Source organism: Streptomyces sp. NPDC059816, from assembly GCF_042732055.1.
GTDB lineage: Bacteria > Actinomycetota > Actinomycetes > Streptomycetales > Streptomycetaceae > Streptomyces.
In genome coordinates, this window is sequence record NZ_JBHWIQ010000007.1 from 198,198 (window position 1) to 212,045 (window position 13,848).

The following is a 13,848-nucleotide window of genomic DNA, read 5'->3' on the forward strand; positions in this document are numbered from 1 at the left end:
GCCGCCCCGGCGCCCCGCACCCCGTTGTCGTACGCGTCCATACCGCCCGCTCCCCACTCCCTGTCCGACTGCCGCGCCGCCCCGCGCCTCCGCACCGGAACGGTACTCAGGGCCGCCCGCCCGGCACAGCGTCATGGAGTTATCCACAGGGTTGACACCCTACGGGCTGGGTCTCACCATGGATGCAACGGACCGAACGATCGGTCGGCCCAGGAGGGGTAGGCATGACGACAGCATCGGCACGGCGGACGTCCGGCGGGGAACCCACGGGCGCCCGGGCCGACGCGGAGCGCACCGCCCTGTTCGAAGCGGCCTTCGACGCCACGGTGGCCGCGGACGAGCGGGTCGAGCCGCGGGACTGGATGCCGGACGCCTATCGCGCCACCTTGGTCCGCCAGATCGCCCAGCACGCCCACTCAGAGATCATCGGCATGCAACCGGAGGCGAACTGGATCACCCGCGCCCCCTCCCTGCGCCGCAAGGCGATCCTGATGGCCAAGGTGCAGGACGAGGCCGGGCACGGCCTGTACCTCTACGGCGCGGCGGAAACCCTCGGCGTCCGCCGCGAGGAACTGCTGGACAAGCTCCACTCGGGCCGCCAGAAGTACTCCTCGATCTTCAACTACCCCACCCTGACCTGGGCCGACGTCGGTGCCATCGGCTGGCTCGTGGACGGTGCCGCGATCACCAACCAGGTCCCACTGTGCCGCTGCTCCTACGGCCCCTACGCCCGGGCGATGGTCCGGGTCTGCAAGGAGGAGTCCTTCCACCAGCGCCAGGGGTACGAGCTGCTGCTCGCCCTCAGCCGGGGCACCGGGGCGCAGCACGCGATGGCCCAGGACGCGGTGGACCGCTGGTGGTGGCCGTCGCTGATGATGTTCGGCCCGCCGGACGACGAGTCGACGCACTCGGCGCAGTCCATGGCGTGGAAGATCAAGCGCCACTCCAACGACGAACTGCGCCAGCGCTTCGTGGACATCTGCGTGCCCCAGGCCGAGTCGCTGGGCCTGACGCTCCCCGACCCCGACCTGCGGTGGAACGAGGAGCGGGGCCGGCACGACTACGGCGCGATCGACTGGCAGGAGTTCCGGGAGGTCCTGAAGGGCAACGGCCCCTGCAACGAGGAGCGGATCACCCGGCGCCGCCGGGCCCACGAGGAGGGCGCCTGGGTCAGGGAAGCGGCGGCGGCCCACGCCCACAAGCGGCGCACCGACGCGGACGGAAGGGCGACGGCATGAACGACCCGACGGACTGGCCCCTGTGGGAGGTCTTCGTACGGTCCCGGCGCGGGCTGTCCCACACCCACGCCGGCAGCCTGCACGCCCCGGACGCGGAGCTGGCCCTGCGCAACGCGCGCGACCTCTACACCCGGCGCGGCGAAGGGGTCTCCCTCTGGGTGGTGCCCTCCACCGCGATCACCGCGTCCTCCCCGGACGAGAAGGACCCGTTCTTCGACCCCTCGGCCGACAAGCCCTACCGGCACCCGACCTTCTACGAGATCCCGGAAGGGGTGCAGCACCTGTGACGCCCCCCGTCCCGAACGCCCTCAACGCCCCGGCCACCGCGGGCAGCACGGGCAGTGCCACGGCACCAGCCGCCACGGACACCGCACCGACCGCCACCGCACTGGCCCTGGGTGACGACGCCCTGGTCCTCTCCCACCGCCTCGGCGAATGGGCCGGCAACGCCCCCGTGCTGGAGGAGGAGGTGGCCCTGGCGAACATCGCCCTGGACCTCCTCGGTCAGGCCCGGGTCCTGCTGTCGACGGTCAGCGACGAGGACGAGTTGGCGTACCTGCGCGAGGAGCGGGCGTTTTGCAACCTCCAGTTGGTCGAGCAGCCGAACGGCGACTTCGCCCACACCGTCGTGCGGCAGCTGTACTTCTCGACGTACCAACGGCTGCTCTACGCCGGGCTGGCCGACGGGTCGACGCAGTTCGCACCGCTGGCGGCGAAGGCCGTGAAGGAGGTGGCCTACCACCAGGACCACGCCGAGCAGTGGACCCTGCGCCTGGGCGACGGCACCGAGGAGAGCCACCACCGCATGCGGCGGGCGACCACCGCACTGTGGCGGTACACCGGGGAGATGTTCGAGCCGCTGGCCGGCCTCGACCTCGACTGGGCCGCGCTGCGGACCGCCTGGCGGGAATCGGTGGGCGCCACCCTGCGCGCGGCCACGCTCGACCTGCCCGAAGGCCCGTCCTCGGGCGCCTGGAGCGCAGGCGGCGGACGGCAGGGAGTGCACACCGAGCCCTTCGGACGGATGCTGGCCGAGATGCAGCACCTGCACCGCAGCCACCCGGGGGCGTCGTGGTGAGGGCGGCCGGCGGCGCCCGGAGCCCCGCAGCCGGTGCGGACACCGCACTGGAGGAACGGCTCCGACTCGTCGCCGGCGCGGTGCCCGACCCCGAACTGCCCGTGCTCACCCTCACCGAGCTGGGCGTACTGCGCGCGGTCCGGCTGCTCGGCCCGGGCCGCGTCGAGGTCGACCTCACCCCCACGTACACCGGCTGCCCCGCAGTCGAAGTGATGGCGGCCGACATCGAACGGGCCCTGCACGAGCACGGCGTCCCCGAGGTCACCGTCCGGTCCGTGCTGGCCCCCGCCTGGAGCACCGACGACATCACCGACGAGGGCCGCCGCAAGCTCGCCGCGTTCGGCATCGCCCCACCACGCACCGGCCCCGCCACCGGCCCCGTGACGGTACCGCTGGGCCCCACCCACACGAGGTCCGCGCACCCTCGCACCGACCCGACCGACCTCCCGCCCGTGGCCTGCCCCCTCTGCGGCTCCACCGACACCGAACTGCTCAGCCGGTTCTCGTCCACCGCGTGCAAGGCGCTGCGCCGCTGCCGTGCCTGCGCGGAGCCCTTCGACCACTTCAAGGAACTGTGATGGCCCGCTTCCACCCGCTCCGGGTCGCCGCGGTCGACCGGCTCACCGACGACTCGGTGGCCCTCACCCTCGCCGTTCCGGAAGAACTGCGCACCGCCTACCGGCACGCCCCCGGTCAACACCTGGCACTGCGCCGCGTCGTCAACGGCACCGAGGTGCGCCGTACGTACTCCATCTGTTCGCCGGCCCCCGGTCCGACGGGCCCGCGGACGCTACGGGTGGGCGTGCGCCTGGTCGACGGCGGCGCCTTCTCGACGTACGCGCTGGAGCAGGTCGCGGTCGGCGACGAGCTGGAGGCGATGACCCCGGCGGGCCGCTTCACCCTGGAACCCGCCCCCGGGCAGTACGCGGCGGTCGTCGCCGGCAGCGGCATCACCCCGGTGCTGTCCATCGCCCACACGCTGCTCGCCCGGGAACCCGAGGCCCGGTTCTGTCTGCTGCGGGGCGACCGGACGACTGCGTCGACGATGTTCCTGGACGAGGTGGCGGACCTCAAGGACCGTTACCCGGACCGGTTCCACCTGGTGACGGCGCTGTCCCGGGAGGAACGGCGCAGCGGGCTCCCCGCCGGCCGGCTCGACCGCGAACGGCTGACCGCGCTGTTGCCCGCGCTGCTCCCGGTGGAACGGGTGGCGGGCTGGTTCCTGTGCGGGCCGCTGGGGCTGGTGGAGGGCGCCGAGCGGGCGCTGCGCGACCTCGGGGTGCAACGGTCGCTGATCCACGAGGAGGTCTTCCACGTGGACGCCGCCCCGCCACCGCCCGCCACCGCACCGCCCGCGCACAGCAAGGTCACCGCGCACCTGGACGGGCGGGCCGGGAGCTGGCCGGCCCGCGGGGGCGAGACGCTGCTCGACACGGTCCTGCGCAACCGCCCCGACGCCCCCTACGCCTGCAAGGGCGGGGTGTGCGGCACCTGCCGGGCCTTCCTGGTCTCCGGCGAGGTCACCATGGACCGCAACTTCGCGCTGGAGCCGGAGGAGACGGGCGCCGGGTTCGTCCTGGCCTGCCAGTCCCGTCCGGTGACGGAGGAAGTGGAGCTGGACTTCGACCGCTGAGCCGTCCGAGCCATCTGAGCCGTCTGAGCCCTCCGAGCCCGACGGACAGGATGCCGGCGGGGTCAGACCACGGTGCCCGGCTGGCCCTGCGGGGTGACCACGGGGCGCCCCGCGGCCTCCCAGAGCTGCATGCCGCCCTCGACGTTCACCGCGTCCAGCCCCTGGTTCACCAGGTACGCCGTGACCTGGGCCGAGCGTCCGCCCGAACGACAGATGACGTGCACCCGGCCGTCCTGCGGAGCGGCCTCGGTCAGCTCCCCGTAGCGGGCGACGAACTCGCTCATCGGGATGTGCAGGGCTCCGTGCGCGTGCCCCGCCTCCCACTCGTCGGCCTCACGGACGTCCAACAGGAAGTCACCGTCCGCGAGGTCGGGGACACCGACCGTGGGCACACCAGATCCGAAATGCATGCCTACGACGCTACCCGACCCGCCGCCGGCCTGGCGTCGGCCTGGCGTCGGCCCGGACCGGGGGTTCAGTCCCGGGGTTCGGCCGGCGGCTCCGGCACGGGGTGGGAACCCTGGTGGGGCTGGGTCCGGGACCGGTGCTTGGGCAGGTCCGCGGGGTCCACGCCGGGCACCGGGATGGACCGTTCCGAGATGGCCGCCGCATCGAGTCCGCGCTCGGCGAGCTGGGCCACCAGCTCCGCCAGTTCGCCCTCCCGCTGGCTGACCTGGGCGAGCAGTTGCTCGGCGATCTCGTCCAACAGGCTGTCCGGGTCGTCGGGGGCCATCCGCAGCATCGCGCCGATCGCGCCGTCCTCCAGTTCGCCGGCGACGACGGTCAGCAGTTCCTTGCGCTGGGACAGCCACTCCAGCCGGGCGTACAGCTCCTCGCTCCGGGTCGGCTGCCACTCGGGCGGCACGGGGCCCGCCGCCCACTCCTCGGCCAGCTCCCGCAGCAGGGCCTCGTCGCCCCGGGAGTAGGCCGTGTTGACCCGGGTGATGAACTCCTCGCGCCGCTGGCGTTCGGGCTCGTCCTGGGCGAGGTCGGGGTGCGCCTTGCGGGCCAGTTCCCGGAACAGCTTCCGGGCCCCCTCACTGGGCCGGACCCGGTCCGGCGGACGCACCGGCTGCTCGGTGAGCATCGCCTCCGCCTCCGGGGACAGCCCGTCCCCGGACAGCCAGCCCTGGAACAGCTCCTCCACGGCGGGCATCGGCATCACCCGGGCCCATGCCTCGTCCGCGAGACGACGGTCCTCGGCCGCACCGCTGAGGGTGGCCCGCGCCTCGGCGATCCGCGCGTCCAGTTCGTCGAGCCGCGTGTACATCGGGCCCAGCTTCTGGTGGTGCAGCCGGGAGAAGTTGTCGACCTCGATGCGGAACGTCTCGACCGCGATCTCGTACTCGATCAACGCCTGCTCGGCGGCCCGCACGGCACGTTCCAGCCGCGCCTCGGGACGCGCGGCGACGGGCTCGGCAGGACCACCGGGCCCAGTGGGCTCGGTGGGCTCAGGGGCCTCGACAGGCTCAGCGCCCTCGGCTTCGGGACTCGTCACCCGACCACCCTAGGCCACCGGCCGCACCGCACGACCGCCCTCGTCGCATCTCCCGGCGGGGCCCCCGGCCGGGCCCGGCCGGGCACCTTGGCGAACCGTCGGGTCACACGCCCGTCTCCGCGGCGATCCTGCCGCCCCGCACCGCCTTCACCAGCACCGCGTGGTCCGCCTCCGTACGGTCCGCGTAGGCGACCGCGAAGGCCGCCACCGCCGCGTCGAACTCGTCGTTCTTGCCGCAGTAGCCGGCCAGGACCCGGGGGTCGGCGCTGTGCGCATGGGCCCGGGCCAGCAGGGCGCCCGTCATGCGGCCGTAGTCGTCCAACTGGTCCGGGGCGAGGGCCGCGGGGTCGACGCTGCCCTTGCGGTTGCGGAACTGGCGCACCTGGTAAGGGCGTTCGTCCACGGTGGTCCAGCCGAGGAGCATGTCGCTGACCACCTGCATGCGCTTCTGGCCGAGCACCACCCGGCGACCCTCGTGCTCGGCGCGGGGGGCGGCGAACCCGGCGGTCACCAGGTGCGGGAGGAGCGCGGAGGGCCGGGCCTCCTTGACCTGGAGGACCAGCGGCTCCCCCCGGTGGTCCAGGAGCAGCACGACGTACGAGCGGGTGCCGACGCTGCCCGTGCCGACGACCCGCAACGCCACGTCCTGGATGCTGTACCGGGCGAGCAGCGGCACCCGGTCCTCGGCGACGGTGTCCACGTACTGCGCGAGGGAGGCCGCGACGGCCGCCGCCTCCGCGTCCGGGACGCGGCGCAGCACGGGCGGGGCGTCGACGAACTGCCGGCCGCCGCCCAGTACGGCCTCCGTCGCCTTCGCGGCGAACCGGCCGCTGGTGTTGTTGCGGGCCTTCTCGCCGACCTTGCGCAGGGTGCCGGCGAGGTCCTGGGCGTCGGCGTGGGAGACGAGTTCCTCGTCGGCGATGGCGTTCCAGGCGTCCAGGGCCGGGAGCCTCGCCAGCAACCGCATCGTCCGCCGGTAGGCGCCGACCGCGTCGAAGGCGGCCCGCCGGCAGGTGTCGTCCTTGGCGCCCGTCTCCCGGCCGGCCAGGACGAGGGAGGTGGCGAGCCGCTTGAGGTCCCACTCCCAGGGGCCGTGCACCGTCTCGTCGAAGTCGTTGAGGTCGATGACGAGTTCACCGCGGGCGTCCCCGTACAGACCGAAGTTCGCCGCGTGCGCATCACCGCAGAGTTGGGCGCCGACCCCGGTCGTGGGGGTGCGCGCGAGGTCGTACGCCATGAGCCCGGCGGCTCCGCGCAGGAAAGCGAACGGGCTCGCGGCCATCCTGCCGACCCGGATCGGGGTCAGCTCCGACAGCCGGCCCCGGTTGGACTCCTCGACCGCGGCGACCGCGTCGGGGCGCCCGTCGGCGAGGTCCAGGCGGGCGTGCGCAGCGCGGGGAACACGGGTGCGCAGCGCCTTGCCGGCGTCCTTCACCGAGGGGTTCGGCCCGTCCTGCCCGGCGGGCCCGTCCACGCCGGGGAACCCGTCGGCGAACCCCCGCACCCTCGGCAGCCGCACGGACCGCGGCACGCCCGGCGGGACGTCCGCGACGAGCGCGCCGTCCACCGTGAACCGCGGGCCCGCCCCCACCCCCGTACCCGTCCCGTCGGCGTCGACCCCGGGCACCGCGCCCGCCCCGGTCCGCACTCCCACCAGATCCTCAGCCACTACGTCCCCCTCCTGCACCGCGTCGCACCGGCGTGCGCCACGCACACCGATGGGCCGAAACGGTACCCGTCCCGTGCGCGGCTCAGCGCTGGTCTTCGGGCACGATCTGCTCCCGGCACGCCTTGGCCTTCTCGGGCAGGTAGGTCTCGGCCCACAGTCCGAGCGCGGAGAGCGCGGGTTTGAGGGCGGTTCCCGACTCCGTCAGCCGGTACGCCACGCGCAGCGGGGGGCCCTCCACGACCTCCCGCAGGACGAGGCCCTCGCCGGCCAGTTCGCTGAGCCGGTCCGACAGCATCCGTTCGCTGATCCCGGGGATCGCGCGGCGCAGTTCGGAGAAGTGGACGGGGCCGTCCAGGAGCACGGCGATGATCAGCCCGGTCCAGCGCTTCCCGAGCAGGCCGAACACCCGGGTCATCCCGCCGTCCACCGTGGCGCACGTTCCGGGGCCGTGACGCACGGCGGGTCCGGCGCCCCCGTCCGCGTCGCGGGGTGTCGCCGCGGGACGTGTGGAGACGTCCGTCACGTCCGTCCCGCCCGTCACGTCCGTCGCCACGTCCATTGCGTTGCTCTCCGGGGCCGCCATGCGGTCCAGGGTACTGCCCGCCATCCCAGGGGATGAAAAAAAGTAAGTAGCTGTGTTACTAATAGCTGCGAAAGGAAGAGCAGTCCTCAGCACCCCCGTGCGGCATCCGGCGCCGTGTGCCCACGGGCACCCGCAGGCTGCCCGTCACCCGATTTGGAGACCTGAATGGCCACCCTCCTGCACCTGGATTCGTCCCTCTTCCCGTCCGCGGGATCGACCTCGCGCACCGTGACCGGCGCCTTCCGCGAGGCCTGGGAGGCGCAGCACCCGAACGGCTCGGTCGTCTACCGCGACCTGGCCGCGACCCCCGTGCCGCACCTCGACGGGATCGCCGCCTCCGCCGGGTTCGCCGACCCGTCGACGCACTCCGCCGAGCAGGTCACCGCGTTCGCCGGCCGGATCGCCCTGGTGGAGGAGCTGGAGGCCGCGGACGCCGTGCTGATCGGCGCCCCCATGTACAACTTCTCGATCCCCTCGACGCTCAAGGCGTGGCTCGACCAGGTGATCCTCCCGGGACGGACCGCGGGCCCCGAGTCGACGCTGAAGGGCAAGCACGTCACGGTCGTCGCCAGCCGCGGCGGCTCGTACGCCCCGGGCACCCCCCGGGAGCCCTTCGAGTACGTGCAGAACTACCTGGGCGCCGTGCTGACCGAGATGCTCTCGCTGGAGGTCGACTTCATCGTCCCGGAGCTGACGCTGGCGCGTTCCAACCCGGCCATGTCCGAGCTGATCCCGCTCGCCGACGCCTCCCGCGAGCGGGCGTTGGAGGAGGCGGACGTCAAGGCGAAGTCCCTCGCCGACCGGCTCGTCACCTCCGCCGCGTGACGCGCTGACGGTCCGGGGAGGTCCGGTGCGCTGACGCCCGGGAAGCAGAACGCCGGTGGGGTACGGAGCGGTCGCTCCGTACCCCACCGGCGTTTCCGGGTCAGTGCTCGTGTCCGTCGCCTTCGGGCTTCGCGGGCCGCTCCGTACCGGCCGGGTCGCCCGACTCCTCAGCGCCGCCGGCCTGGGCACCGCCGGCCCGCACGGTGAACGCGGCCGTGCGCACCTCGCCCTCGTGCTGGAAGTCGAGGAACAGCCGGTACGTCCCCGCGCTGGGTGCCGTGGCGGTGAACGACACCTCCGGGCCCGGCTTCGTCACCCCGTCGCCGGGCTCGCCGTTCGGGTGGACGTGGAGGTAGGCGAGGTCACCGGCGCGCAGCGCCACCAGGTGGCCGTACGACCCCAGGTAGGGCTGGAGGTCGGTGACGTCCCGACCGCCCTTGCTGACCTTCAGCCGCAGTTCCTCGGCGGACCCCGGCCGCAACCCACCCGCCAGGGTGACCGTGTACCCGTCCACGGTGGTCGTCCGGGAGGGCGCGGGCGCCTCGCCGGGCCGGTACGCGCCCGAGACCGCGAGGTCCCGGCCGAGGGTCAGGTTCCCGGTCTTGCCGTCGCCGGGCGTGAAGTCCGCGAAGAGCCGGTAGTCGCCGGCCGCGGGCAGCTTCACCGGTGTGCTCCAGGTGCCGTCGGCGGCCCGTTCGGGGTGCAGGTGCCGGTACGTGTTCAGATCGCGCGAGGCGAGGATGAGGTGGAGCTCCTTGCCGTGCTCCCGCGCGAAGGAGGTGAGCGCCCCGCCCTTCCCGTCCCGGATCACGAACGCGAGGTCGCTCTCGCGCCCGGCGGCGATCCGCGGGGTCTTCAGCTCGAAGGCGTACCCCTTCTCGGAGACCTGGAGCCCCCCGGGCCGCTCCCCGGCGTCCCCCGCCCCACCGGTACCGGACCCGCCGGACCCGCCGACTTCCGCGGTGGTCGACCCGTGCTTGCCGTGGGACGCGGGCTCGGGATTCACCGGGTCGATGCCGGTGCCCACCCCGAAGGCCGTACCGAAGGCCGCCGCCAGCACTGCGGCGTATGCGGTGATCCTCACTGCGGTGTTCATGGCTACTGCTCCTCGTGGCGTCGACGGGCGTGGGCGCCTAGCCGCTGCCCCACCCCTGCAATCTATACCCCTAGGGGGTATATTTCCACTCCCCGGAAAACCTTGCCTTCGATAGGGGGTGGGGGTATACATGGACTCGACGCAGATACCCCCACAGGGTATCTTGGGAAGCATCAGACAGCCCTCCGCCCAGGGCCGACTACCGAGGAGCAGTGATGAGCAGCACGCTCGCCCCGACCGAACAGGTCGAGCTGGCCATCGGCGGCATGACCTGCGCCTCGTGCGCCGCCCGCATCGAGAAGAAGCTCAACCGGATGGAGGGCGTCGAGGCGACCGTCAACTACGCCACCGAGAAGGCCAAGGTCACCTACTCCGGCACGGTCGACGTCGAGGCCCTGATCGCCACGGTCGAAGCGACCGGCTACACGGCCGCACCGCCCCCGCCGCCCGCCGCCGCGGGCAGCGCGCCGGCGCAGAGCACGACGGACGCGGAGGACGACGAACTGCGCCCGCTGCGCCAGCGCCTGGTGACCGCGGTCGTGCTGTCCGTCCCGGTCATCGCGATGGCGATGGTCCCGGCCTTCCAGTTCGAGTACTGGCAGTGGCTGTCGCTGACGCTGGCCGCCCCGGTCGTCGTCTACGCCGCCTGGCCCTTCCACCGGGCCGCCTGGACCAACGCCAAGCACGGCGCCGCCACCATGGACACGCTGATCTCGGTGGGCACCATCGCCGCCCTGTTGTGGTCCCTGTGGGCCCTGTTCTTCGGCACCGCCGGCCAACCGGGCATGACGCACCCCTTCGAGCTGACGATCGCCCGCGGCGACGGCGCGGCCAACATCTACCTGGAGACCGCGGCCGGAGTGACCGCGTTCATCCTGGCCGGACGCTTCTTCGAGGCCCGCTCCAAGCGCAAGGCGGGCGCGGCCCTGCGGTCCCTGATGGAACTGGGCGCCAAGGAGGTCACCGTCCTGCGCGACGGCCGCGAGGAGCTGATCCCCACCGACCAGCTCGCGGTCGGCGACCGGTTCCTGGTCCGTCCCGGCGAGAAGATCGCCACCGACGGCACCGTGGTGGAGGGCTCGTCCGCGGTGGACGCGTCCATGCTGACCGGCGAGTCCGTCCCGGTCGAGGTCAAGGTCGGCGACGCGGTCGCCGGCGCCACGCTCAACGCCGGCGGACGGCTGGTCGTCGAGGCCACCCGGGTCGGCTCCGACACCCAGCTCGCCCGGATCGCCCAGCTCGTCGAGGACGCGCAGAACGGCAAGGCCGCGGCCCAGCGCCTCGCGGACCGCATCTCGGCGGTGTTCGTCCCCGTGGTCATCGCCCTCGCCCTGGGCACGCTCGGCTTCTGGCTCGGCAACGGCGCCGGCATGACGGCCGCGTTCACCGCGGCCGTCGCCGTACTGATCATCGCCTGCCCGTGCGCCCTGGGCCTGGCCACCCCGACCGCACTGATGGTCGGCACCGGCCGGGGAGCCCAGCTCGGCATCCTCATCAAGGGTCCCGAGGTCCTGGAGACCACCCGCAAGGTCGACACGATCGTCCTGGACAAGACCGGAACGGTCACCACCGGCCGGATGACCCTGCTGCGCACGCACACCGCCGAGGGCCAGGACGAGACCGAGGTGCTGCGCCTGGCGGGCGCCCTGGAGCACTCCTCCGAGCACCCCATCGCCCGGGCCGTCGTCACCGGCGCCGAGGAGAAGGCCGGACCGCTGCCGGTCCCCGAGGACTTCGCCAACGTGCCCGGCCTGGGCGTGCAGGGCATCGTCGAGGGCCACGCGGTCCTGGTCGGTCGTGAGCGGCTGCTCGCCGAGTGGGCGATGGAGCTCCCCGCGGACCTGAAGCGGGCCAAGGAGGAGGCCGAGGCCGCCGGACGGACCGCCATCGCGGTCGCCTGGGACGGTCAGGCCCGCGCGGTGCTGGAGGTCGCGGACGCGATCAAGGACACCAGCGCCGAGGCGGTGCGCCGGCTGCGCGGCCTGGGGCTGACGCCGATCCTGCTGACCGGTGACAACAAGGCGGTCGCCGAGTCGGTGGCCCGCGAGGTCGGCATCGACGAGGTCATCTCGGAGGTCATGCCCGAGGACAAGGTCGCCGTGGTCAAGCGCCTCCAGGGCGAGGGCCGTTCGGTGGCGATGGTCGGGGACGGCGTCAACGACGCCGCCGCGCTCGCCCAGGCCGATCTGGGACTGGCGATGGGCACGGGCACCGACGCCGCGATCGAGGCCGGTGACCTGACCCTGGTCCGCGGGGACCTGCGGTCGGCGGCCGACGCGATCCGGCTGTCCCGCAAGACCCTCGGCACCATCAAGTCCAACCTGTTCTGGGCGTTCGCCTACAACGTGGGCGCCCTGCCGCTGGCCGCCGCGGGCCTGCTCAACCCGATGATCGCGGGCGCCGCGATGGCGTTCTCCTCGGTCTTCGTGGTCGGCAACAGCCTGCGTCTGCGGAGCTTCCGCGCCGCGAGCTGACCCAACCGCCCCGCCCCCCACCACGGGCCCCCGTTCCGGTCGACCGACCGGAACGGGGGCCCCTTCGCATGCCCGCCGCCCGCACCCGGCCGGCCCCACCCGGGCGGTCCCGCACAGCCGGCCCCGCGCCCCGGCCGATGCCCCGCCGACCGGCCCCCCGCGAAGTGCCCGCGCACCGTGCGGAATCGACTCTCCACCCACCCTTCCGGAATACCTCAGGGGGGTATATTGTCAAAGCCTCAGAGATACCCCCCTGGGGTACCTAACCGAGTGAAGGGGCAGACCCATGTCAACTGTCAACCCACGGCGCTGGTGGGCGCTTCTCGTGCTGGCCACCGCCCAGTTCATGGTGATCATGGACACCTCCATCATCGGAGTGGCGCTCCCCGAGATGCAGCGTGACCTGGGCTTCTCCCAGGGGGACCTCCAGTGGGTCTTCAACTCCTACGTCATCGCCTTCGGCGGTCTGCTCCTGCTGGGCGGACGCCTGTCCGACCTGCTGGGGGCCCGCCGGGTCTTCGTCTCCGGCTGGGTCGTCCTCATCGCCGGCTCGGTGGTGGCCGCCGCGGCGAGCACCGCCTGGGTCGAGATCGTGGGCCGCGCGGTGCAGGGCGTCGGCGGTGCGCTGATCGCACCGGCGTCGATGACCCTGCTGATGATGCTCTTCGGCCACAACACCAAGGAGCTGGGCAAGGCGCTCGCCCTCTACGGCGCGGCGGCCCCGGCCGGCGGTACCGCCGGAGTGTTCCTCGGCGGCGTCTTCACCGAGTGGGCCAGCTGGCCCTGGATCTTCATCATCTACGTCCCGATCGGCATCGCGACCCTGCTCGCCACCGGGATCCTGCCCTCCGTCGCCGGTCGCCGCGGCTCGGTGGACGTCCTCGGCGCGGTGTTCGTCACCGCGGGACTGGCACTCGCCGTCTTCGCGATCGTCCGCGCCCCCGAGGTGGGCTGGGGCTCGACGGAGACCGTCCTGGAGCTGATCGGTGCCGCCGCGCTCCTGGCCCTCTTCCTCCTGGTGCAGCGGTCCGTCCGGACCCCCCTGATGCCGCTGGGCGTCTGGCGCACCCCCGGCCTCGGCATCTCCAACCTGTCGATGGCACTGCTGGGCGCCGCCTGGATCCCCATGTGGTACTTCCTCAACCTGTACCTCCAGCAGGTCCTGGGCTACGGGGCGTTCGCCAGCGGGGCCGCGCTGCTGCCCATGACGGGTCTGCTGATGGTCTTCATGACGCTGATCACCGCACGGCTGCTGGGGCGCTTCGGGGCCAAGCCGCTGATCGTGAGCGGTCTGCTGGTCCTGGCCGGCGGCCTGCTGTGGCTGTCCGCCGTCGAGCCGACCGGCACCTTCCTGGTGGACGTGCTGCCCGCCTCGCTGGTCGCGGCGACGGGCATGTCCCTGGCCTACATCCCGGCGATGATGTCGGCGATCTCCGGGGTCCCGCAGGAGCAGGCCGGACTGGCCTCGGGCATCGTCAACACCACCTACCAGGTGGGCTCCGCACTCGGGTTGGCCGCGCTCACCGCGCTCGCCACCTCCCAGGGCGCGGGCGAACTGGGCAACCTGCCCGCGCTGACCGACGGGTTCAGCTCCGCGTTCCTGGGGGCCGCCGCCGTCGCCGCGGCCGGTGCCGCCCTCACCGCGCTGCTGATGCGCGGCCGGGACGCCGGATCACCGGCGTCCACCGGGGACGCCGCGGTCAGCCCGGAGGTGCGCACGGGCGCCTGAACCGCCCGGCACGACCGCGGACACC

At 73.1% G+C, this 13,848-nt stretch carries 12 protein-coding genes and 1 pseudogene; 8 read left to right on the forward strand and 5 right to left on the reverse strand.

What is annotated here, in order from left to right; translation table 11 throughout:
* Positions 1-224: 224 nt before the first annotated feature.
* From paaA to ACFV88_RS12275, 5 genes are read left to right on the forward strand one after another with little or no spacing between them, the layout of a single operon-like run.
* The gene (paaA, locus tag ACFV88_RS12255; RefSeq protein ID WP_385489172.1) at positions 225-1,238 is read left to right on the forward strand and encodes a 1,2-phenylacetyl-CoA epoxidase subunit PaaA; all 1,014 of its coding nucleotides are present in this window, start codon (positions 225-227) and stop codon (positions 1,236-1,238) included.
* Complete coding sequence (gene paaB, locus ACFV88_RS12260; RefSeq protein ID WP_385489175.1) at positions 1,235-1,525, forward strand: 1,2-phenylacetyl-CoA epoxidase subunit PaaB; 291 nt, start codon at positions 1,235-1,237, stop codon at positions 1,523-1,525. Before paaA ends, paaB begins: the two co-directional genes overlap by 4 nt.
* Positions 1,522-2,316 carry a 1,2-phenylacetyl-CoA epoxidase subunit PaaC gene (gene paaC, locus ACFV88_RS12265; RefSeq protein WP_385489177.1) on the forward strand — a complete coding sequence of 265 codons (795 nt, stop codon included), beginning with the start codon at positions 1,522-1,524 and terminating at the stop codon, positions 2,314-2,316. Before paaB ends, paaC begins: the two co-directional genes overlap by 4 nt.
* The gene (gene paaD, locus ACFV88_RS12270) at positions 2,310-2,894 is read left to right on the forward strand and encodes a 1,2-phenylacetyl-CoA epoxidase subunit PaaD (protein WP_385489180.1); all 585 of its coding nucleotides are present in this window, start codon (positions 2,310-2,312) and stop codon (positions 2,892-2,894) included. The genes paaC and paaD overlap by 7 nt, the downstream gene beginning before the upstream one ends.
* The gene (locus tag ACFV88_RS12275) at positions 2,894-3,949 is read left to right on the forward strand and encodes a 2Fe-2S iron-sulfur cluster-binding protein (protein ID WP_385489183.1); all 1,056 of its coding nucleotides are present in this window, start codon (positions 2,894-2,896) and stop codon (positions 3,947-3,949) included. Before paaD ends, ACFV88_RS12275 begins: the two co-directional genes overlap by 1 nt.
* Before the next feature lie 62 nt (positions 3,950-4,011).
* Here ACFV88_RS12275 and ACFV88_RS12280 read toward each other — a convergent pair whose 3' ends face one another.
* The 4 genes and pseudogenes from ACFV88_RS12280 to ACFV88_RS12295 all read right to left on the reverse strand — a co-directional run bounded on the left by ACFV88_RS12280 (position 4,012) and on the right by ACFV88_RS12295 (position 7,531).
* Positions 4,012-4,341 carry a rhodanese-like domain-containing protein gene (locus tag ACFV88_RS12280; RefSeq protein WP_385489403.1) on the reverse strand — a complete coding sequence of 110 codons (330 nt, stop codon included), beginning with the start codon at positions 4,339-4,341 and terminating at the stop codon, positions 4,012-4,014.
* A gap of 239 nt (positions 4,342-4,580) precedes the next feature.
* A pseudogene (locus ACFV88_RS12285) lies at positions 4,581-5,447 on the reverse strand (hypothetical protein); the annotation flags it as partial.
* 103 nt (positions 5,448-5,550) lie between these two features.
* Positions 5,551-7,101 (reverse strand): DUF2252 domain-containing protein, encoded by a 1,551-nt coding sequence (locus ACFV88_RS12290; RefSeq protein ID WP_385489405.1) that lies wholly within the window; start codon positions 7,099-7,101, stop codon positions 5,551-5,553.
* A gap of 97 nt (positions 7,102-7,198) precedes the next feature.
* Positions 7,199-7,531, reverse strand: a complete 333-nt coding sequence (locus ACFV88_RS12295; protein WP_385489408.1) for a winged helix-turn-helix transcriptional regulator — start codon at positions 7,529-7,531, stop codon at positions 7,199-7,201.
* Between the two features lie 333 nt (positions 7,532-7,864).
* On the opposite strand from ACFV88_RS12295, the gene ACFV88_RS12300 reads away from it, so the two are divergent.
* The gene (locus ACFV88_RS12300; protein WP_385489186.1) at positions 7,865-8,524 is read left to right on the forward strand and encodes an FMN-dependent NADH-azoreductase; all 660 of its coding nucleotides are present in this window, start codon (positions 7,865-7,867) and stop codon (positions 8,522-8,524) included.
* A gap of 100 nt (positions 8,525-8,624) precedes the next feature.
* Here the strand turns inward: ACFV88_RS12300 and ACFV88_RS12305 are convergent, their stop codons facing one another.
* Positions 8,625-9,620 (reverse strand): hypothetical protein, encoded by a 996-nt coding sequence (locus tag ACFV88_RS12305; RefSeq protein WP_385489189.1) that lies wholly within the window; start codon positions 9,618-9,620, stop codon positions 8,625-8,627.
* Between the two features lie 215 nt (positions 9,621-9,835).
* Between ACFV88_RS12305 and ACFV88_RS12310 the strand changes: the two genes are divergently transcribed.
* Positions 9,836-12,094 carry a heavy metal translocating P-type ATPase gene (locus tag ACFV88_RS12310; protein ID WP_385489191.1) on the forward strand — a complete coding sequence of 753 codons (2,259 nt, stop codon included), beginning with the start codon at positions 9,836-9,838 and terminating at the stop codon, positions 12,092-12,094.
* A 286-nt stretch (positions 12,095-12,380) separates the two neighbouring features.
* Entirely contained in the window at positions 12,381-13,823 is a 1,443-nt protein-coding gene (locus ACFV88_RS12315; protein WP_385489193.1) for an MFS transporter, read from the forward strand.
* Positions 13,824-13,848: the final 25 nt, after the last annotated feature.